Below are 21,482 nucleotides of genomic sequence, written 5' to 3' on the forward strand. Positions count from 1 at the left end.
CGCTTGGCAGAATCGGGACCGATTCGGGCGGGGCGACCGTCCGTAACGGGCATCTTCGCCCTTCGATTGGGCACTCTATGAGCACAGACGACGACCTGTTTTCAGACGCCGCGCCAGCCCCACGGCCGAAGCGGACGCCTGCCGCAGCCGGCGCCGCGGCGAAGGCCGCCCCCGCGCGTGCCGTCGCCTCCGTGTCCGCGCCTGCGTCGGACGGCGACTACACGGCGGAACACATCGAGGTCCTGGAAGGGCTCGAGCCGGTGCGCCGCCGCCCCGGCATGTACATCGGCGGCACCGACGAGCGCGCCCTGCATCATCTCTTCGCCGAGGTGATCGACAACTCCATGGACGAGGCCGTCGCCGGCCACGCGAGCTGGATCGAGGTCAGCCTCGGCGCGGACGGCTATCTGACGGTCACCGACAACGGACGCGGCATCCCCGTCGACCCGCACCCCAAGCACCGGGACAAGTCGGCGCTCGAGGTCATCATGACCACGCTTCATGCGGGCGGGAAGTTCGACAGCAAGGTCTACGAGACCTCCGGCGGCCTGCACGGCGTGGGCGTCTCGGTGGTCAACGCGCTGTCCGACGATCTGACGGTCGAGGTCGCACGCGCCCGCAAGCTCTACCGCCAGCGCTTCCAGCGCGGCATTCCGCAAGGCCCGCTGGAGTGCGTCGGCGACGTACAGAACCGGCGCGGCACGCTGGTGCGCTTTCGCCCCGACCCGGAGATCTTCGGCAAGGGCGCGACCTTCAAGGCGGCGCGCCTGTTCAAGATGGCCCGCTCCAAGGCCTATCTCTTTTCCGGCGTCGAGATCCGCTGGCGCTGTGCGCCGGAACTGGTCACCGGGCGCGACGACGTCACCGCCGAGGCGACGTTCCACTTCCCCGGCGGGCTGAAGGACTATCTCGGTGACGCGCTTGGCAAGGAACGCCGCGTTCTCGACGACATCTTCGCCGGCAGCACCAAGGACACCGGGCGCCACGGCTCCGTCGAATGGGCGGTGACATGGTTCGCCGGCGACGGCTTCGTGCAGTCCTACTGCAACACGGTCCCGACGCCCGAAGGCGGCGCCCATGAGACCGGCCTGCGCTATGCGCTGCTGCGCGGGCTCAAGGCCTATGGCGAGTTGATCGGCAACAAGAAGGTCTCGCTGATCACCGGCGACGACATTCTCACCTCCGCCGGCGCCATGCTGTCGGTGTTCATCCGCGAGCCGGAGTTCGTCGGCCAGACGAAGGACAAGCTCGCCACCTCGGAAGCGACCCGCATCGTCGAGAACGCCGTGCGCGACGCCTTCGATCACTGGCTGACGGCGGCGCCCAACCAGGCCAACAAGCTGCTGGAGTGGGTGATCGACCGGGCCGAGGAACGCCTGCGCCGGCGCCAGGAGAAAGACGTCGCCCGCAAGACGGCGGTGCGCAAGCTGCGCCTGCCGGGCAAACTCGCCGACTGTGCCTCCGGCCAGGCGGAGGGCTCGGAGATCTTCATCGTCGAGGGCGATTCGGCCGGCGGCTCCGCCAAGCAGGCGCGCAACCGCAAGACCCAGGCGGTGCTGCCGCTGCGCGGCAAGATCCTCAACGTGGCCAGCGCGGGGCGCGACAAGCTGGTGTCCAACCAACAGCTCGCGGACCTGATCCAGGCACTCGGCTGCGGCACCGGATCGGCGTATCGCGAGAGCGACCTGCGCTACGAGAAGATCGTGATCATGACCGACGCCGACGTCGACGGCGCTCATATCGCCTCGCTGCTGATCACCTTCTTCTACCGCGAGATGCCCGACCTCATCCGCCAGGGCCACCTCTTCCTCGCCGCCCCGCCGCTCTACCGGCTGACCCAGGGCGGCAAGACGCTCTATGCGCGCGACGACGCGCACAAGGACCAGCTTCTGGCCACCGCGTTCAAGAAGAACGCCAAGGTCGACATCGGTCGCTTCAAGGGCCTCGGCGAAATGCTGCCGGCGCAGTTGAAGGAGACCACGATGGATCCGTCGAAGCGCACGCTGTTGCAGGTCCGCATCGAGGAGAGCGAGACGGATGCGACGCGGTCGACCGTCGAGCGGCTGATGGGCAACAAGCCGGAGGCCCGCTTCCTGTTCATTCAGGAAAACGCGGAGTTCGCCGAGGAACTGGACATTTGAGACGGCACCTGCCAATCAGGCGGGAACGATACGCAGATGCACGCATGACATGAAACGCGGGCACGGGTTGAGGCAGGCAAACGCTTAGGAAGAAAGCAGGCGACGGTGCTCAGGGCGATCCGAAAAGCATATGAACGGCGCTTGCGGCCCATGCACGATCACCATTTTCTGGTGATCCCGGAAGTCGGCCTGGCCTATGGCCGCTGCCCGAACGCCGCCAACGAAGGGATCCGCCGGGCTCTGCTGAACCTCACCCGGCAGTATCCGGCCGGCCTCGACACCCCGGACCACGCCACCGCGCCGGAGCCGCGATACGCAACCGGAACGCTGACCACCTGGGCCGACGGGCTCGTGCTCCTGTCCGCCCGCCAGCTGACCCGCCGACATCCCGACGCCATCGTGTTCGCCGCGGTGCGCGATCCCGTGGCCCGTCTCGCCGCGTGCTACATCCACGATCTCGACCGGGGCCAGGCCATCCCGCCCTCGGGCGTCTATCTCGGTTTTCAGCCAGGCATGAGCTTCACCGCCTTCGCCGCCCGCGTGTGCAGCATTCCCGACGAGCGCAGTTCCAACGCCTATCGCAGCCAGGCAAGCATCCTGACCCACAAGGGGCGGATGCTGCCGGATCACGTGGTGCGCCACGAAAACCGGATCGAGGACTGGGCCCGACTGCGCACGCGCGTGGAGCGGTGTTGCGGCGTCGATATCGGGCCGCTCGCCCCACCCCGGGACGCGGAGGAGCGGGAGATCGCGGAGGTGGTCGCGACGCTCGACCCGGCGCTGGTCGGTGCGCTGCGTCACCGCTATCGTCGGGATTTCGCGCTGTTCTACGGTGGCATGCCGATCACGTGACCCTGCCAGCGTTGTTCTTCGGGGCGTTTTTCGCCGCGACGCTTCTGCCCTTTTCCTCGGAAGTGATGCTTCTGGCGGCCCTTGCCGCGGGCGAGGTCCCGGCCGGCGTTCTCGTCGCCACGGCGGCCGTCGGCAACACGCTGGGCTCGCTCGTGAACTGGGTGCTCGGCCGATATCTCTACCACTGGCGCGAGCGGCGCTGGTTTCCCTTTCGCGCCGCGCAGATCGAGGCCGCCGCGCGCCGCTTCAACGCCTACGGACGCTGGTCGCTGCTCTTCGCGTTCCTGCCGGTGATCGGAGACCCGCTGACGCTGGTCGCCGGCCTGCTGCGCGTGCCCTTCTGGCCGTTCCTGCTGCTCGTCGCCACCGGCAAGACCGCGCGCTACGCCGCGATTGCGTTTCTTGCGCAACCCGGAGCGGTGTAACCCGCTCCGCGCGGACGCGCGCCGGGTGGACCCGGCCGGTTCCCGCGCTTAGGCTGCACCGGAGAAACCCGAAACCTTGGAAACCCGGACACATGGGCCGACGTCGCGAGGGGTAACGATGCGCGTATCTCCAATCTTGCCGATCCTTCTTCTCGCCGGCACTTTCAGCGCCGCTGCGCCGCACCCGGCGGCGCTTGCCGATGCCATCACCGACATCGTCGCCGCACTGCCGGGCGAGGTCCGCGCCCTCACCCGCATCCCCGGCCCGCAGGGCGAGGACACCAGCTTCGTCGTCGTGCGCGAGGACGCCGGCGATCGCCTGTTCGTGCAGACCGGCGGCGCCGGAACGCCGCCGGTCGAGGTCACCGATCTCGGCGCACCGCTCCCCGGCCGCGTCACCGACCTGCGCAGCGAACGCGATACCCTCGGCATCGCGGTCTTCGTGGACCTGCGCGGCGGCGACGGCACCGACACCACCTACGAGCTCTTCTGGGAGGGCGAGGACGCCGCCTCCTACGTCTTCCAGCCGGCAAGTAACTGAGCGCGGCGCCGGGCCGCGATGACCCGGCGCAATAGTTCGCCAGTACAGCGGGCGACTTTGAGACATTGACAATTGACCTTGTGTCTGTAGTGTGCGCGTCAAACCAGCCGTGGTCCGCAAATGTCGGGCGCCGGCATCGTTTCTCCGTACGCACCAAAGGTCATATGTCCTTTTCCTCACTTGGACTGAGCGAGAAAGTCCTCGCCGCCGTCGAGGCGGCCGGCTACACCGACCCGACAGCCATTCAGGCCGCCGCCATCCCGCATGTGCTCGAGCGGCGAGACGTTCTCGGCCTCGCCCAGACCGGCACCGGCAAGACGGCCTCCTTCACGCTGCCGATGCTGACGCTGCTCGAAAAGGGCCGCGCGCGGGCGCGCATGCCGCGCACCCTCATCCTCGAGCCGACGCGCGAACTCGCGGCGCAGGTCGAGGAGAACTTCAACAAGTACGGCGTCAATCACAAGCTGAACGTGGCGCTGCTGATCGGCGGCACCTCCTTCGGCGACCAGGATCGCAAGCTCGACCGCGGCGTCGACGTGCTGATCGCAACGCCCGGCCGCCTGCTGGATCACACCGAGCGCGGCAAGCTGCTGCTGCAGGGCGTCGAGATCCTCGTCATCGACGAGGCCGACCGCATGCTCGACATGGGGTTCATCCCCGACATCGAGCGCATCTGCAAGCTGATCCCCTTCACGCGCCAGACGTTGTTCTTCTCGGCCACCATGCCGCCGGAGATCCAGCGTCTCGTCGACACCTTCCTGCACAATCCGGCACGCGTCGAGGTGGCACGCACGTCTTCCACCGCCGATACGGTGACGCAGAGCGTGATCGGGTCGGGAAGCAAGGACTTCGACAAGCGTGCGGTGCTGCGCGGGCTCGTCGACGACGCCGTCGACCTGACGAACGCGATCATCTTCTGCAACCGCAAGCGCGACGTGCAGACCGTGTTCCGCTCCCTGCAGCGCCACGAGTATTCCGTCGGCGCACTGCATGGCGACATGGACCAGCGCTCGCGCATGGCGACGCTCGACCAGTTCCGCAAGGGCGAACTCAGCCTCCTCGTCGCAAGTGACGTGGCGGCCCGCGGTCTCGACATTCCCGCGGTGAGCCATGTGTTCAACTACGACCTGCCCACTCATTCGGAGGATTACGTCCACCGGATCGGCCGCACGGGTCGCGCCGGACGCAGCGGCACGGCGATCTCCATCGTCACGGCCGAGGATCAGAAGTATCTGCAAGGCATCGAGAAACTGATCGAACGCGACCTCCCCTGGATCGGCGAGCCGATCGACTTCGAGGCGGCGGCAGCGGAACGCAAGGCCAACCGGCGCGGCGGCGGCCGGGGCAAGGCGGCCTCGGAAGCCTCCTCCGACAAGCCCTCCCGCACGCGGTCGAAGTCCTCCGGCCGGTCTGGCGGCGGCGACAAGGCGCCCTCGGAAGAGCCGCAAGGCGCCAGTGCCAGCGAAACCCCTGCTGCGGAAAAGACCCCGCCGAGGGAGGCGCGCCGCAACATGCCCAAGCGCAAGGACGACGAGGGCCGCTCGCGCCCCTCGGGCTCCAAGCGGCGTCGCGGTCAGGACAGGGACGACGAGCCTGTGATCGGCCTCGGGGATCATGTGCCCGCCTTTCTCCTGCGAGACACGCGGCCCAAAAAGGCAAGCTGAGGCCCACGCTCACCTTCGCGTACCAGGCGCGGTCCAGGCGCGCCCGGTTTTTTGCCGGGGCGCCTATGAGCCCGCCGCACCGTGGTGTATAAGTGGTTTCACGTAGCAAGCAGCCTTAACCGACCCTTAAGCCTTCAATGACAAAATGACGGACTATTAGGGAGGCTGCGAGCGCGGTGAAGTTTCGACGGCTGCGACGGCGTGTGGGACCTTGAATGGCTCAGGAAGACGATCACAAGCGGACCATCGTCTACGGCGAAACCGCACTCAAGTATATTCGCAAGAACGTTTTGCCGGCTTATCCGCGCTTCTATGAACTTTGGTACACTTACGCGGCTGGATTCAATCACTCGCTGAATCGCGCGATCAACGATATCGCCGGCAAGGCCGGTCACATCACCACCGAACAGCTCCAGCAGATCTACAACAGCTTCCTCTCGCCGACGAAGCTGGGCGACCGGATCGACGAGGTTGGCGAACGCATCTCGGACGAGATCGCCGACATGGTCGACATTCTGGGCCAGAGCGTCGACAGCGTTTCGGAGTATGGCGCCTCGCTCGAAGGCGCGCAGGAGCAGCTCGAGGATCTCGACGACCCGGTGAAGCTGAAGAAGCTCGTCGGGCATATGCTCAAGGCCACGAAGAACACCTCCGCCTCAAACAAGGCGCTGCAGACCCAACTGATGGACTCACGCCGCCAGATCGAGGAACTGCAGGAGAGCCTGGAGGCGATCCGCTACGAATCGCTCACCGACGAGCTGACCACGCTCAGCAATCGCAAGCACTTCGACCACACGATCGACCGGATGGTGGGCGATGCGTCCGAGACCGGCGAACCCCTGTCGCTGCTGCTGACCGACATCGACCATTTCAAGAAGTTCAACGACACCTACGGCCACCAGACCGGCGATCAGGTGCTGCGCCTCGTCGCGCTTGCCGTGAAGCAGAACGTGAAGGGCCACGACATCGCCTGCCGCTACGGCGGCGAGGAGTTCGCGGTGCTCCTGCCCCATACCTCGCTGCGCCAGGCGGTGACGGTCGCCGAACACATCCGCCGCGCCGTTCTGTCGAAGGAACTGGTGAAGCGCTCCACGGGCGAGAACCTCGGGCGCATCACGATCTCCATCGGCGTGTCCTCCTTCACCAAGGACGACACGACCCAGTCGATGATCGCGCGCGCCGACGCCGCGCTCTATGCCGCCAAGGCGGCCGGCCGCAATCTGGTGCGCTGCGAGACCGACCCCGACGTCCAGAACGATTCCCGCGTCGCCTGAGCGACCGCCGCCCTCTCTCCTGCCTTTCTCGATCCGCCGTCTGCGCGCCGGTTTCGCGTGCTTGCAGACATGAGACCTGCTCACACGAAAACAGCCGCGCCCAGGGGGGCACGGCCGTTGTAACGTGTGTCGACAGGCTGTACGGCGCGGTCGAAGGTCAGACCGCTCCGGGTGCCCCGCTCTCTTGCGCCGCCGCCGGCTTGAGCGAAACCGATTCGCCGCAGCCGCAGGCCGACACTTCGTTCGGGTTCTTGAACAGGAAGCCCGAGCGGAACTTGGTCACCTCGTGATCCATCTCCGTCCCGAGCAGGAACAGCGCGGCCGAGGGATCGACATAGATGCGCACGCCCTTGTCCTCGATGACGTCGTCGCCGGGCGACGCCTCTTCCACGAGGCTCATGTCGTATTCCATGCCGGCACAACCGCCCTTCTTGATCCCGACCCGAAGGCCGAGGGCCGGCTTGTCGGCATTCTCGACGATTTCGCGCACGCGCGCGGCCGCGGCGTCCGTCAGTGTCAGCACCTGAAATCTGGAAGCCATTCTACCGTCCAATCCTTTCGCCGGTTCAGGCGGCCCCTTGGGACCGCCTCACCCGGACTCTCGGAACCGTTCGCGGTGGCCGGAAGCGGGCAGGAAAAGCCCAAGTCACCGGCCTTCTCCCCCGTAATATAGGAAAGATGAGCGCTCAATACCAGTTAAGCGCGACCTTCGCCTCTTCCGACATGCGGTCCGGCGTCCACGGCGGATCGAAGACCATGGTCACATTGACCGGCCCCACGCCCGCCACGGCGCTCACCGCATCCTCGACCCACCCCGGCATTTCGCCCGCCACCGGGCAGCCCGGCGCGGTCAGCGTCATGTCGATGGCGACCGAGCGGTCGTCCTCGATATCGACCTTGTAGATCAGGCCCAGCTCATAGATATCGCAGGGGATTTCCGGATCGTACACGGTCTTCAGCGCCCCGATGATGTCGTCGGCGAGCCGCTGCAACTCGTCGGCCGGAATCGCACTGGCGTTTGCGGTGGCGATTTCGGCCTGGGTTTCCGGCGTTGCGATCTGTTCACTCATGACGCCCTCACGCGAAAAAGTCCTGCGCCTTTTGCAAGGCCGCGACGAGACGGTCGATCTCGTCCGTGGTGTTGTAAAGCCCGAAGCTTGCCCGACAGGTGGAGGTGACACCATAGCGGGCGAGCAGAGGCTGCGCGCAATGGGTTCCGGCCCGCACGGCAACGCCCTCGCGGTCGATCACCATCGACACGTCATGCGCATGAATGCCGGCCATCTCGAAGGATATGATGGCGCCCTTGCCCTCGGCCTCGCCGATGATCCGCACCGAGTTGAGCTGCTTGAGCTGGCGGTGGGCATAGTCGCGCAGGGTCGCTTCATGCGCGGCGATCCGGTCGCGCCCGATGGCGTCCATGTAGTCGAGCGATGCCGCGAGCCCGATCGCCTGGACGATCGGCGGCGTGCCCGCCTCGAAGCGATGCGGCGGATGATTGTAGGTCACCCCGTCCTCGGTCACGTCGAGGATCATCTCGCCGCCGCCGTTGAACGGCGTCATCTGCTCCAGCAGTTCCGCCTTGCCCCACAGGACCCCGATGCCGGACGGGCCATAGACCTTGTGTCCGGTGAAGCAGTAGAAGTCGCAGCCAAGGTCCTGCACGTCGACGGGCATGTGCACCGCCGACTGGCTGCCGTCGACCAGCACCGGAATGCCGCGGGCATGGGCGATCTCGCAGACCTGCTTGATCGGCACCACCGTGCCCAGCACGTTCGACATATGGGTGATGGCCACGAGCTTCGTGCGCGGCGACAGGGCCCGCTCGAAGGCCTCGAGGTCGAAGGACCCGTCCTCGCGGATATAGACCCATTTCAGCGCCGCGCCCTTGCGTTCCCGCAGGAAATGCCAGGGCACGATGTTGGAATGGTGCTCCATGATCGAGAGCACGATCTCGTCGCCCTCTCCGACCCGGTCCATCGCGTAGCTGTGCGCGACGAGGTTGATCGCCTCCGTCGTGGAGCGGGTGAAGATCACCTCGTCCACCGACGGCGCGTTGAGGAACCGGCGCACGGTCTCGCGCGCCGCCTCGAAGTTCTCCGTCGCCGTGTTCGACAGATAGTGCAATCCCCGGTGCACATTGGCATATTCGTGCGAATAGGCCTTCGTGACCGCGTCGATCATGGCCTGCGGCTTTTGCGCCGACGCGCCATTGTCGAGATAGACGAGCGGCTTGCCGTGGACCTCGCGCGCCAGAATCGGAAAATCCCGGCGCACGGCGTCGACGTCATAGGGGGCCGCCGTGTCGGCGGCCGTCGCGCTCATGGACATGGTCTCACTCCTCGGTGTGGAGCCAGCTCCGGATCCGGCTTTCGAAGGCCGCGATCACGGTCTCGTCGCCGATCTCCTCGACCGCCTCGGACAGGAACGCCAGAACGAGCAGCGTCCGCGCCTCTTTCTCGGGAATGCCGCGGGCGCGCAGGTAAAACAGCAGATCCTCGTCGATCTGGCCGCTGGTTGCGCCATGCGCACACTGCACGTCATCGGCGAAGATTTCCAGCTCCGGCTTCAGCGACATTTCCGCCGTCTCGGACAGAAGAAGCGACTGGGTCATCATCTGACCGTCGGTCTTCTGCGCATGCGGACGCACGATGATCTTGCCCTGGAAGACGCCCTTGGCGTTGTCGTCGACCACCGTCTTGAACAGCTCGCGGCTGTCGCAATGCGGCACGGCGTGATCGACCACCAGCGTCTGGTCGACGTGCTGGCCCTCGCGCACCATGGTGATGCCGAGCAGGTCGGCGCGCGCGTTCTCGCCGGTGAAGGCGACGAACGCCTGATGCCGCGCGAAGCCGGAGCCGATGCCAGCCCCGATCAGCTTCACCGCGCTTTCCTCGGCGAGCGTCACGACGGCGGAGCCGACATGGGTCGTGCCGGAGGCTTCCGCCTGCAACCGCGCCACCGTGAGGCCGGCCGACTTGGCGGCACGGATGTCGGTGAGCGTGTTGGAGAAGGTCCCCTCGGCGCCGCCGATGAAGGTCTCCAGGATCACCGCCTCGGCGCCCTCGCCGGCGCGGATGATGACGCGTTCGGCGGAACTCGTCGCCGTTTCCGTCTCCGACACATGCACGATCTCGATCGGCTGCGACACGTTTGCGCCCGCCGCGATCACCAGATCGAGCCCGTCGGCGCAGAAGATCGCGTTGAGGCCCGTCGCGGCGTCATTGCGCGCCACTTCCGGCAGGTCGAACAGGGCGACGCCCTCCGCCTCCAGCGCTTCGGCGAGCGGGCGCACGGTGACGCCCTCCTTGGCCAACGCCGCGACATCGGAGAGATCGGTATGGAAATGCCCGTCGACGATCACCAGCCGGTGTCGCGCGACCTCGGCGTAATCCTCGCCGAGCCGGGCCAGCAGCGCCTTCGCCGCCGCGTCGTCCAGCTTGGGCGAGAACGCCGGCACGCTCTTCAGCCGCGCCCGCAGGTCGGTGTATTTCCACTCCTCGACCCGGCGATGCGGCAGGCCGGCGCCCTTGAACGCCTCGAAGGCGGCCGCGCGGCGCGCCGCCACCTCGGCGCCGCCGGGGAGCGCGTCACGCACCTCGGCGAAGGCCTCGGCCAGTTCGCTCTCGGCGCGCGTTTCCATCTTGCGTGGTTCCATGTTCATGACAGTCCCCTCGCTTGCGTTCACGCGGCCGCGTCGACGTAATCGGCGTAGCCATTCCTCTCCAGCTCCAGCGCGAGATCCTTGTCGCCGGTCTTGACGATGCGGCCACGCGACAGGACATGCACCACATCCGGCACGATGTGATCGAGCAGGCGCTGGTAGTGGGTGATCACCAGGAAGGAGCGATCCGGCGCGCGCAGGCGGTTCACACCATCGGCGACCACGCGCAGCGCGTCGATGTCGAGGCCGGAATCGGTCTCGTCGAGCACGCAGAGCGCCGGCTCCAGCAGCGACATCTGCAGGATCTCGGCACGCTTCTTTTCGCCGCCCGAGAAGCCGACGTTGAGCGGGCGCTTGAGCATGTCCATGGTGACATTGAGCTCGGCCGCCTTTTCCTTGACCCGCTTCATGAAGTCGGGCGTCGCAAGCTCCGCCTCGCCGCGCGCCTTGCGCTGCGCGTTGAGCGCGGCCTTGAGGAAGGTCATGGTCGCCACGCCCGGGATCTCGATCGGGTACTGGAAGGCGAGGAACACGCCGGCGGCGGCGCGCTCGTCCGGCGCCATCTCCAGAATGCTCTCGCCGTTGTAGAGAATGTCGCCCTCGGTGACCTCGTAGTCTTCCTTGCCCGCGAGAATGTAGGAGAGCGTCGACTTGCCGGAGCCGTTCGGCCCCATGATGGCATGCACCTCGCCCTTGTTGATGGTCAGATCGACGCCGCGCAGGATCTCGGTGCCGTCCTCGGCGATGCGGGCATGAAGGTTCTTGATCTCAAGCATGTGTCTCGTTCCGTCGATATCGTGTGTGTCGCGAAGGGGGGCTGTCGTCAGCCGACCGAGCCTTCCAGCGAAATGGAAATCAGCTTCTGCGCCTCGACGGCGAACTCCATCGGCAGTTGCTGGATGACGTCCTTGACGAAGCCGTTGACGATCAGCGCCACGGCCTCCTCGTCCGACAGGCCGCGCTGCTGGCAGTAGAACATCTGGTCGTCCGAGATCTTCGAGGTCGTCGCCTCGTGCTCGAACACCGCCGAAGCGTTCTTGCTGTCGATGTAGGGCACCGTATGGGCGCCGCACTGGTCGCCGATCAGCAGGCTGTCGCACTGCGTGAAGTTGCGCGCGTTCGACGCCTTGCGGTGCGCCGACACCAGCCCGCGATAGGTGTTCTCCGACTTGCCGGCGGCAATGCCCTTGGAGATGATGCGGCTGGACGTGTTCTTGCCCAGGTGCAGCATCTTGGTGCCGCTGTCGATCTGCTGACGGCCGTTCGACACCGCGATCGAATAGAACTCGCCGCGCGAATTGTCGCCGCGCAGGATGCAGGACGGGTACTTCCAGGTGATCGCCGACCCGGTCTCGACCTGGGTCCAGGAGATCTTGGAATTGTCGCCCCGGCAGTCGCCCCGCTTGGTGACGAAGTTGTAGATGCCGCCCTTGCCCTCGCTGTCGCCCGGGTACCAGTTCTGCACCGTGGAGTACTTGATCTCCGCGTCGTCCATGGCGATCAGTTCGACCACGGCGGCGTGCAGCTGGTTCTCGTCGCGCTGCGGCGCGGTGCAGCCTTCCAGATAGCTGACGTAGGCGCCCTTCTCGGCGATGATCAGCGTGCGCTCGAACTGGCCCGTGTTCTGCTCGTTGATGCGGAAATAGGTCGACAGCTCCATCGGGCAGCGCACGCCCTCCGGCACATAGACGAAGGACCCGTCGGTGAAGACCGCGGAATTGAGCGTCGCATAATAGTTGTCGGTCACCGGCACGACCGAGCCGATGTACTTCTTCACCAGCTCCGGGTACTCCTGCAGCGCCTCGGAGATCGAGCAGAAGATGACGCCGGCCTTCTTGAGCTCTTCCTTGAAGGTGGTGACCACGGACACGCTGTCGAAGACGGCATCGACGGCGACCCGGTTTTCCGGCGCGACGCCGGCCAGGATCTCCTGCTCGCGCAACGGGATGCCGAGCTTCTCGTAGGTCTCCAGAAGCTCCGGATCGACCTCGTCGAGGCTCTTCGGCGCCTCGGCCGTCTTCGGCGCGGCGTAATAGTAGATGTCGTTGAAGTCGATCTTCGGGTACTCGACCCGCGCCCAGGTGGGCTCGGTCATGGTCAGCCAGCGCCGATAGGCGTCGAGCCGCCACTCCAGCATCCACTCCGGCTCGTTCTTCTTGGCCGAAATGAAGCGGATGATGTCTTCGTTGAGGCCCTTTGGCGCCTTCTCCGACTCGATGTCGGTGACGAAGCCGTACTTGTATTGGTCAACGTCGATCGACCGGACCTGGTCGATCGTCTCTTGGACTGCAGGCATTCGTGTCTCCATCCACTGCGGTGTCAAGGACCGCGGGTTGTCACACCAGAACCGGAGCCGGTCTGCGGCCGGGTCCGGCATTCCCAAACGAAACGAACCTCAGGCCGCGCGCCCGGCGCCCGACGAGCGGATCCGCTCCGACAATCGCCGCCAGGCGGCGAGAAAAACCTCCAGTTCGGCGGCCGTCGTATCGACCCCCAGACTGATACGCAGGGCGCAGCGCGCGAGATCGCGGTCGACGCCCATGGCGGTCAGCACATGCGACACCGCCACCTTGCCGCTCGAACAGGCCGAGCCCGACGAAACGGCGATGCCTTCCAGATCGAGCGCGATCAACGCGGTTTCCGCCGAAACCCCCGGCACGGCGAAGCAGCAGGTGTTCGCAAGCCGCTCGGCCCCGTCGCCGAAGATCACCGTGTCCGGCCATATAGCGCGCAAATCGCGTTCGAAACCATCTCGCAGCGCCGCTATCTGCTGCCAGACGGCAAATTCGTCCGCCGCCAGATCCGCCGCGACGCCGAACCCGGCAATCGCCAAGCCGTTTTCCGTGCCGGCCCGCTGCCAGCGCTCCTGCCCGCCGCCGGTCAGCAGCGGCACCGGGCGCAGGCCCGTGTCGCGCACCACAAGCGCGCCCGCCCCTTGCGGACCGCCGATCTTATGCGCCGAAAGCGCGGCACTCGCCGCGCCCCAGGCGTCGAGATCGATCTCAAGCCGCCCGGCCGCCTGAACCGCATCGACATGCAGGACGCACCCGGCTTGCGCCACCACGGCGCCGATCTCGGCCAGCGGCTGCACGACGCCGGTCTCGTTGTTGGCCGCCATCACGCTGACAAGGACCGTCTCCCCGGCCGCGTTCAACGCTTGCAGCCGCCGCGCGAGGCCGGCGACATCGACGCGCCCGTGTCGATCGACGGCAAATTGTTCGACCCGCGCCGCCTCGAAGCGCCCGCCCGACACCACCGACGGGTGTTCCACGGCCGACACCAGAAGCCGCGAGAACCGGCGCTCGCCGCGCCCCGCCTTCCACACCGGCACAAGCGCCGTGACATTCGCCTCCGTCGCGCCGGAGGTAAAGGTGACGGCCTCGCCGGCCACGCCCGCAAGCCGCGCGACCGATGCCCGCGCCGCCTCGATCCGCGCCCGCGCGGCGCGCCCCGGCGCATGCACCGAGGAGGCGTTGCCGCCCGTGCCCAGCATGTCGCGCATTGCGTCAGCCACCGCGGCGCGCAGGGGCGCGCCGGCGTTGTGGTCGAGATAGATGCCGGTTCCCGTCGTCATGCCGACGTTCCGTCTCCGTGTCGTCACATGCATCGCGACAGTCCGTGTCGCTGCGGATGTCGCGGCGTGGGGCGTCGCGACGCGGGGCACATTGGGTCGCGCTTGTCGCGCCTTTACGGGTCGCACGGGTTGCGCGTTTACGACAATGCGCGGACGCGCGCCGCCGGACACCATGGAATCCTTGCAATTCCGCGCGGATATCTGAAATAAGACGACGCTGAATGCCACGCTGGCACACGACGCCCCGCGCGCCTGGCGCGCGTCACCGCGAAGTTTCGAACGATTCTAAAGAAGTTGTAGGAACCGGGGGCATCCGAGTCAAGACGGGCTTACGCAGAACCCCGTAGTTTTGCCGCATTCCTGCGGCGTCCACGGCCCCGCGTGACAGATACGACGGACCCATAAAGGAACACGAGCCCCATGCACGAGGTCGTCCATGCCTGAAGTCATTTTCAATGGTCCCTCCGGCCGGATCGAAGGCCGCTTCCACCCGGCCAAGTCCCGCACGGCGCCCATTGCCCTGGTTCTGCATCTGCATCCGCAGTTCGGCGGCACGATGAACAACCAGATCGTGTATCAGCTCTATTACATGTTCGCGAAGCGCGGCTTCGCGGTGCTGCGCTTCAACTTCCGCGGCGTGGGCCGCAGCCAGGGTTCGTTCGACCACGGACAGGGCGAACTGTCCGACGCGGCCGCCGCGCTCGACTGGGTGCAGAGCGTGCATCCGGACGGGCGGGCCTGCTGGATCGCCGGCTTCTCCTTTGGCGCCTGGATCGGCATGCAGCTCCTGATGCGCCGGCCCGAGGTCGAGGGCTTCATCTCCGCCGCCCCGCCGGCGAACCTGCATGACTTCTCCTTCCTCGCCCCCTGCCCGTCCTCCGGGCTGATCATCAACGGCGACGCGGACAAGGTCGTTCCGGCCAAGGACGTGCAGAATCTGGTCGACAAGCTGAAGACGCAAAAGGGCATCGTGATCGATCACAAGATCATCCCCGGCGCCAACCACTTCTTCGAGTCGCACATGGAAGAGCTGATGGGCGAATGCGGCAGCTACCTCGACCGCCGGCTCGGCATCGAGACGGAAGTCGCCTGACCGGCCCGCCCGCGCCAACCGCTCAAACGAAAACGCCGGCCCTCGCACCGAATGCGGGGGCCGGCGTTTTTCGTTCGGGTCGGCAGATCCGGAAACGGGAGCGGATCAGTTCCCGGGCGTCCAGGCCTGATAGTCGCCGGTGACCTCGGGCCGGCTTTCCGGCGTCAGGATCGAGCCCTTCGGGCGATAGGCGCCGGGCGTTCCGGTCGGATTCGCCTCATGCGGCTTCTGCCAGGCGCGCGGCGCGTACTCCGTCTCGCTCGGCGGCGTTTCGACGCGGTGATGCATCCAGCCATGCCAGCCCGGCGGGATCATCGAGGCTTCCGCGAGATCCTTGTAGATCACCCAGCGCTTCTTGCCGCCGCGCTCCTTGTAATAGCTGTTGCCGAATTCGTCGGTGCCGACGAACTCGCCCTTGCGCCACGTAAAGAAGCGGGTGCCCCAGGTGGCACTGTTCCACCAGGTGAAGAACTGAAGAAGCAGGCTTTTCATCGACTGTCGGCCATTGTTCGAGACAGCATCGGCGCATCGCGGCATCCGCCCGCCATGCGCACATGTTCGAAAGAAGACGGTCACGCCCCCCGGCCCACGACACGGGGTCGCCGGGCGGCAGCCGGACACGGCCCGGCCGACGGGCGTTCACCGCCCCGATCCGGGCGCGCGGACTATGCCCGCCCGCGCCGGTCTTGTCCAGCCGCTCAGGCGCGCCGGCGGGGGTGAATGCGCGGCCCCGCCCCGCTCAGAGGATCCCCCGGCGATGGCGCACGCGCTTCACCTTGGCGAAGCTGCCGGGCCGCGCATCCGCCTGCAAAGGACCTGCCGGCGTCGGCGCGGCGTCGGCCGGGGCCGTCGCGACCGGCGCGCGCGGCTCCTTGGAAAGCGTTTTCGGGGCAAGCGCTTTCGGGGCCTGCGTTTCCGGCGCACGCGGACGCAGGGCGCTGTCGGGCAGAATGATGTCCGGGACCGCGGCGGGTGCGGCCGGCGCCCGCGCCGGCGAACGGGCCGGCCGCTCGCCGGTCAGCGCCCGCTGAGCGCCGAGTTGCTGCCACTTGCGCGCCTTGGCGTCGAGCATGTCGGCCACGCCGTCGATCACGTAGCGCCCCTGCTCCCCCATCACCAGCGGACGGTCGTCGCGCAGCGTCCAGGCGATGCGCTCGTGCAGCGCGGAGGGCGAGACCGGCTTGATCAGCACGTTCTGCGCCCCGTCGCGCAGGATCCGGTCGATCACCGTGCGGGTGCCATGGGCGGTCACGAAGATCACCGGCAGGAAGCACAGCGGCGCCATCCGCCGCTGACGCAGGTTGCGCAACAGGGCGATGCCGCTGGTCGGCCGCATGCGCCAGTCGGTGATCACGAAATTCGGCGGATCGAGACGCATCACCTCGACCGCCTCGTCCGCCGTGTCGTAGGTGCGCACGCGCCGCACCCGGAACCCCAGAAGCGTGGAGCGCAGGATGGCCTGCATCGGCTTCGAATCGTCGACGACGACCACATCCAGGTCGGAGATGTCGAGCCCGTAGGCATAATGTCGCGTCATGCGCGCCACGGCGGTTCCTCGGCGTTGCCTCTCGATCCGCCGAGTGAAGCACAGCCCGCTTGCCCCGCGATTTCGCCGGACCCGCGCATTCGAGACGAGTTTGGCTAAAACTCGAACGATCGCGATGGTATCCTCTGCGCGTTGTCCGTGATTCTGCCCGAGGCGGCTCCTGGAGCGGCCACGGCCCGCGTCGCGACGCGGCCGGCGCCCCGGCAAAGGGCGTTCCTGACGGGGATAAAGGGCGTCCCTGACGGGGATATCGGCTCACGCGGCCTCCGCCCGGGCCGAGGCCCGCCGCCGCCGAAAATCGCAGCGCACCGCCTTCTCCCGGCTTTCCACACATACACACTACATTTTGGGGATACCCGGCCGCCCTCCACAACAGATGGATTTCGCGGCTTGACGCTTACCGACGATTCACCCTACCGTTCGACCTGTCACAAACATCGTGAGCAGGTTGGAGCGACAGGCTCCGCGTCCTCGACATCGACGGCATCGCACCCAACACCGGCATGAGCGCGGCGGCTCGTGGCGGTCCCTTTTGCGCGGGTCGGGCTCCGGTTATTTCGTGACTCGAGATGCGGCTCATACTATATTTGGTATGCACCCAACCAGAACAGGCTTCCGCCTCCGGGCGGGACGCCAATTGACAGGGCGGTGTCCGATGCCTTGCGCAGCCGCGCAGGCCCGGGCGGCGTGACTTGTATCGGTATCGATGCGGCACGGCCGCGATCGCCAAATTTTCGGCCCGCGCAAGGATCGCCGGGCCCGATACACGGAAGGGGCTTTGGGATGAAAATCGAGCGGCGCTACACCAAGGACGGACAGTCTCCCTATGCGGAGATCCCGTTCCGGGTCGCCACCAGCGAGATCCGCAATCCGGACGGCTCGATCGTGTTCCGGCTGGAGAACATCGACGTGCCGGAGCAGTTCTCGCAGGTCGCCTCCGACATCCTGGCGCAGAAGTATTTCCGCAAGGCCGGCGTGCCGGCCAAGCTGAAGCCGGTCGAGGAGAACACCGTCCCCTCCTGGCTGTGGCGCAAGGAAGCCGACCTCGACGCGCTCGAGGCCCTGCCCGAGGACGAGCGTTACGGCTCCGAGGTCGACGCGCGGCAGGTCTTCGATCGCCTCGCCGGCACCTGGACCTATTGGGGCTGGAAGGGCGGCTACTTCGACACGGAAGCGGATGCGCGCGCCTTCTTCGACGAGCTGCGCTACATGCTCGCCACCCAGAAGGTCGCCCCCAACAGCCCGCAGTGGTTCAACACCGGCCTGCACTGGGCCTATGGCATCGACGGTCCGAGCCAGGGCCACTTCTACGTCGATTTCCAGACCGGCGAGCTGACCCGCTCGGCGACCGCCTACGAGCATCCCCAGCCGCATGCCTGCTTCATCCAGTCGGTGCAGGACGATCTCGTCAACGACGGCGGCATCATGGACCTGTGGGTGCGTGAGGCGCGCCTGTTCAAATACGGTTCCGGCACCGGCTCCAACTTCTCCCGCGTGCGCAGCGAGGGCGAGAAGCTGTCGGGCGGCGGCAAGTCCTCGGGCCTGATGAGCTTCCTCAAGATCGGCGACCGGGCGGCCGGCGCCATCAAGTCCGGCGGCACCACGCGCCGCGCGGCCAAGATGGTCGTGGTCGACGTCGACCACCCGGATATCGAGGATTACATCACCTGGAAGGTCAAGGAAGAGCAGAAGGTGGCCGCCCTCGTCACCGGCTCCAAGATCTGCCAGAAGCACCTGACCGCCATCATGCGGGCCTGCGTCAACTGCGAGGGGCCGGACGGCGACTGCTTCGAGCCGGCGAAGAACCCGGCGCTGAAGCGCGAGATCCGCGCCGCCAAGAAGATGATGGTGCCGGAGAACTACATCCAGCGCGTCATCCAGTTCGCGCGCCAGGGCTTCACCAGGATCGAGTTTCCGACCTACGACACGGACTGGGATTCGGAAGCCTATCTGACCGTTTCGGGCCAGAACTCCAACAACTCCGTGCGCGTCACCGACGGCTTCCTCACCGCCGTTCTGGAGGACGGCGACTGGGACCTGACCGCCCGCAAGGACGGCAAGGTCGCCAAGACCGTGAAGGCGCGCGAGCTGTGGGAGCAGATCGGCTATGCCGCCTGGGCGTCGGCCGATCCGGGCATCCAGTATCACACCACCATCAACGACTGGCACACCTGCCCGGCGTCTGGCGAGATCCGCGCCTCGAACCCGTGCTCGGAATACATGTTCCTGGACGACACGGCCTGCAACCTCGCCTCGCTGAACCTGCTGCAGTTCCGCAAGGACGACGGCACCTTCGACGTCGACAGCTACGAGCACGGTGTGCGGCTGTGGACCATGGTGCTGGAAATCTCGGTGCTGATGGCGCAGTTCCCCTCCAGGGAGATCGCGGAACTTTCGTACCGCTTCCGCACGCTCGGCCTCGGCTACGCCAACATCGGCGGCCTGCTGATGACCGACGGCATCCCCTATGACAGCGACGAGGGCCGCGCGCTGTGCGGCGCGCTCACCGCGATCATGACAGGCGTCGCCTATGCGACCTCGGCGGAAATGGCCGGCGAACTCGGCGCCTTCCCGGGCTACGCGGAAAACGCCGAGCACATGCTGCGCGTCATCCGCAACCACCGCCGCGCCGCCCATGGCGAGACGGAGGGCTACGAGAAGCTCAACACCAACCCGGTGCCGCTCGACCATGCCTCCTGCCCGCAGGCGGATCTGGTGGAGCGCGCCAAGGCGGCCTGGGACAAGGCGCTGGAACTGGGCGAGAAGCATGGCTACCGCAACGCGCAGGCCACGGTGATCGCGCCGACCGGCACCATCGGCCTGGTCATGGATTGCGACACCACCGGCATCGAGCCCGACTTCGCGCTGGTGAAGTTCAAGAAGCTCGCCGGCGGCGGCTACTTCAAGATCATCAACCGCGCCGTGCCGGCGGCCCTGCGCAAGCTCGGCTACAGCGAAAGCCAGATCGCGGAGATCGAGGCCTATGCGGTCGGCCACGGCTCGATCGACCAGGCGCCGGGCATCAACCCGACGACGCTGAAGGCCAAGGGCTTTTCCGACGCCTCCATCGAGAAGATCAAGGGCTCGCTCAAGTCGGCCTTCGACATCAAGTTCGTCTTCAACCGCTGGACGGTGGGCGACGAGCAGATGGCCGCGCTCGAGGTGCCGGAGGAAAAGCTCGCCGACCCGGCCTTCGACCTCCTGACGCACCTTGGCTTCACCAAGGCGGAGATCGAGGCGGCGAACACCCATGTCTGCGGCGCGATGACGCTGGAGGGCGCCCCCCACCTCAAGGAAGAGCACTATCCGGTGTTCGACTGCGCCAACCCCTGCGGCCGGCTCGGCAAGCGCTTCCTGTCGGTGGACAGCCACATCCGCATGATGGCGGCGGCCCAGCCGTTCATCTCCGGCGCGATCTCCAAGACGATCAACATGCCGAACGACGCGACGGTGGAGGATTGCGCGCAAGCCTACATGCTGTCCTGGCGTCTGGCGCTGAAGGCCAATGCGCTCTACCGCGACGGCTCGAAGCTCTCGCAGCCGCTCAACGCCCAGCTTCTTGCCGATGAGGACGAGGAGGACGCGGAAGAGGCCGCCGAGGCGCTCGTCGCCCAGCCGGCGGCGGCGCGGGCCGAGAAGGTCGCGGAGAAGATCGTCGAGCGCATCGTGGAGCGGGTGGTCGAACGCCCGGTGCGCGAGCGCGAGAAGATGCCGGACCGGCGCAAGGGCTACACCCAGAAGGCGCGTGTGGGCGGCCACAAGGTCTATCTCACCACCGGCGAGTATCAGGACGGCCGTCTCGGCGAGATCTTCATCGACATGCACAAGGAAGGTGCCGCCTTCCGCTCGCTGATGAACAATTTCGCCATCGCCATCTCGCTTGGCCTGCAGTACGGCGTGCCGCTGGAGGAATATGTCGACGCCTTCACCTTCACCCGCTTCGAGCCGGCGGGCATGGTGCAGGGCAACGAGGCGATCAAGAACGCGACCTCGATCCTCGACTACATCTTCCGCGAACTCGCCGTCTCCTACCTCGCCCGCAACGATCTGGCGCATGTGCCGCCGGAGGCGATCGGCAACACGGCGATGTCCTCGGGCCCGAACGAGGGCCGCGCGGCGGACGAGGCCTCCCCGGCCGGCGGCGTGGTCTCCAAGGGGCTGGTGCGCGGCCAGACGGAGCGCTTCCGTCTGGTGAGCGGCCCGGACGCCCCCGCCGGAAAGCTGGACGGCGGGTCAGGTGGCCAGTCGGGCGGTCACACGGGCGGCAAGGCGGGAAGCGCGACGCTCTCGTCGGCGACCTCGGTGCACGCCCGCGCGGCGGCCGTCGCCACCGCCTTCAACCGGGACGTGGCGCTCGAAGAGGCCCCGCAGGCCGACGTCGGCGCGGCCCAGCCCGCCCAGGCCACCCAGGCCGAGCAGATCGCCCAGGCCCGCATGAAGGGCTACGAAGGCGAATCCTGCGCCGAATGCGGCAACTTCACCATGGTCCGCAACGGCACCTGCCTGAAGTGCGACACGTGTGGAAGCACGAGCGGGTGCAGCTAAGGCGGGGCGTCAGTGGCTTGAGATGATCGGAAGGTTCAGCGGGCGCCCACGGGCGCCCGTTTTGCATCTGGCTACGATCTCATCGTCTGCTCTCGCACCAATCTCCGACGCTAACGAAAAGTAATCCCCTGCGCAGAAAATGGTTCTAAAATCACATATCCAT

At 66.7% G+C, this 21,482-nt stretch carries 17 protein-coding genes; 8 read left to right on the top strand and 9 right to left on the bottom strand.

Annotation, left to right across the window (positions count from 1 at the left end; genetic code table 11):
- Positions 1-77: 77 nt before the first annotated feature.
- From parE to ABL312_RS07865, 6 genes are all read left to right on the top strand, one after another.
- The gene (gene parE, locus ABL312_RS07840; RefSeq protein ID WP_349360827.1) at positions 78-2,141 is read left to right on the top strand and encodes a DNA topoisomerase IV subunit B; all 2,064 of its coding nucleotides are present in this window, start codon (positions 78-80) and stop codon (positions 2,139-2,141) included.
- Positions 2,142-2,291: 150 nt separating this feature from the next.
- Positions 2,292-2,993 (top strand): sulfotransferase family 2 domain-containing protein, encoded by a 702-nt coding sequence (locus ABL312_RS07845; RefSeq protein WP_349360828.1) that lies wholly within the window; start codon positions 2,292-2,294, stop codon positions 2,991-2,993.
- Complete coding sequence (locus tag ABL312_RS07850) at positions 2,990-3,418, top strand: YqaA family protein (protein WP_349360829.1); 429 nt, start codon at positions 2,990-2,992, stop codon at positions 3,416-3,418. The genes ABL312_RS07845 and ABL312_RS07850 overlap by 4 nt, the downstream gene beginning before the upstream one ends.
- Positions 3,419-3,536: 118 nt before the next feature.
- Positions 3,537-3,959: a hypothetical protein gene (locus ABL312_RS07855; protein ID WP_349360830.1), complete on the top strand. Its 423-nt coding sequence runs from the start codon at positions 3,537-3,539 to the stop codon at positions 3,957-3,959.
- Between the two features lie 164 nt (positions 3,960-4,123).
- The gene (locus ABL312_RS07860; protein ID WP_349360831.1) at positions 4,124-5,623 is read left to right on the top strand and encodes a DEAD/DEAH box helicase; all 1,500 of its coding nucleotides are present in this window, start codon (positions 4,124-4,126) and stop codon (positions 5,621-5,623) included.
- A gap of 215 nt (positions 5,624-5,838) precedes the next feature.
- Entirely contained in the window at positions 5,839-6,897 is a 1,059-nt protein-coding gene (locus ABL312_RS07865; protein ID WP_349360832.1) for a diguanylate cyclase, read from the top strand.
- Between the two features lie 157 nt (positions 6,898-7,054).
- Here the strand turns inward: ABL312_RS07865 and sufA are convergent, their stop codons facing one another.
- The 7 genes from sufA to ABL312_RS07900 form a co-directional block, all read right to left on the bottom strand.
- On the bottom strand, positions 7,055-7,438 hold the full coding sequence (gene sufA, locus ABL312_RS07870) for a Fe-S cluster assembly scaffold SufA (protein WP_349360833.1): 384 nt from the start codon (positions 7,436-7,438) through the stop codon (positions 7,055-7,057).
- 145 nt (positions 7,439-7,583) lie between these two features.
- Complete coding sequence (locus tag ABL312_RS07875; protein WP_349360834.1) at positions 7,584-7,967, bottom strand: SUF system Fe-S cluster assembly protein; 384 nt, start codon at positions 7,965-7,967, stop codon at positions 7,584-7,586.
- A 7-nt stretch (positions 7,968-7,974) separates the two neighbouring features.
- A complete protein-coding gene (locus tag ABL312_RS07880) occupies positions 7,975-9,222 on the bottom strand; it encodes a cysteine desulfurase (RefSeq protein ID WP_349361368.1) in 1,248 nt (415 codons plus the stop codon).
- Positions 9,223-9,232: 10 nt separating this feature from the next.
- Complete coding sequence (gene sufD / locus ABL312_RS07885) at positions 9,233-10,561, bottom strand: Fe-S cluster assembly protein SufD (protein ID WP_349360835.1); 1,329 nt, start codon at positions 10,559-10,561, stop codon at positions 9,233-9,235.
- Positions 10,562-10,581: 20 nt separating this feature from the next.
- Positions 10,582-11,337, bottom strand: coding sequence for a Fe-S cluster assembly ATPase SufC (gene sufC, locus ABL312_RS07890; RefSeq protein ID WP_349360836.1), 756 nt, complete (start codon positions 11,335-11,337; stop codon positions 10,582-10,584).
- Positions 11,338-11,384: 47 nt separating this feature from the next.
- Positions 11,385-12,857, bottom strand: coding sequence for a Fe-S cluster assembly protein SufB (gene sufB, locus ABL312_RS07895; RefSeq protein ID WP_349360837.1), 1,473 nt, complete (start codon positions 12,855-12,857; stop codon positions 11,385-11,387).
- Positions 12,858-12,956: 99 nt separating this feature from the next.
- On the bottom strand, positions 12,957-14,135 hold the full coding sequence (locus ABL312_RS07900; protein WP_349360838.1) for a cysteine desulfurase family protein: 1,179 nt from the start codon (positions 14,133-14,135) through the stop codon (positions 12,957-12,959).
- Positions 14,136-14,571: 436 nt separating this feature from the next.
- Between ABL312_RS07900 and ABL312_RS07905 the strand changes: the two genes are divergently transcribed.
- The gene (locus tag ABL312_RS07905; protein WP_349360839.1) at positions 14,572-15,228 is read left to right on the top strand and encodes an alpha/beta hydrolase; all 657 of its coding nucleotides are present in this window, start codon (positions 14,572-14,574) and stop codon (positions 15,226-15,228) included.
- Between the two features lie 105 nt (positions 15,229-15,333).
- Here ABL312_RS07905 and ABL312_RS07910 read toward each other — a convergent pair whose 3' ends face one another.
- A complete protein-coding gene (locus ABL312_RS07910) occupies positions 15,334-15,720 on the bottom strand; it encodes an NADH:ubiquinone oxidoreductase subunit NDUFA12 (protein ID WP_349360840.1) in 387 nt (128 codons plus the stop codon).
- Positions 15,721-15,967: 247 nt separating this feature from the next.
- Entirely contained in the window at positions 15,968-16,765 is a 798-nt protein-coding gene (locus ABL312_RS07915; protein ID WP_349360841.1) for a response regulator, read from the bottom strand.
- 792 nt (positions 16,766-17,557) lie between these two features.
- Here ABL312_RS07915 and ABL312_RS07920 point away from each other — a divergent pair.
- A complete protein-coding gene (locus tag ABL312_RS07920; RefSeq protein ID WP_349360842.1) occupies positions 17,558-21,319 on the top strand; it encodes a vitamin B12-dependent ribonucleotide reductase in 3,762 nt (1,253 codons plus the stop codon).
- The last annotated feature ends 163 nt before the right edge of the window (positions 21,320-21,482 follow it).

This window comes from Stappia sp. (assembly GCF_040110915.1).
Classification (GTDB): Bacteria; Pseudomonadota; Alphaproteobacteria; order Rhizobiales; family Stappiaceae; genus Stappia.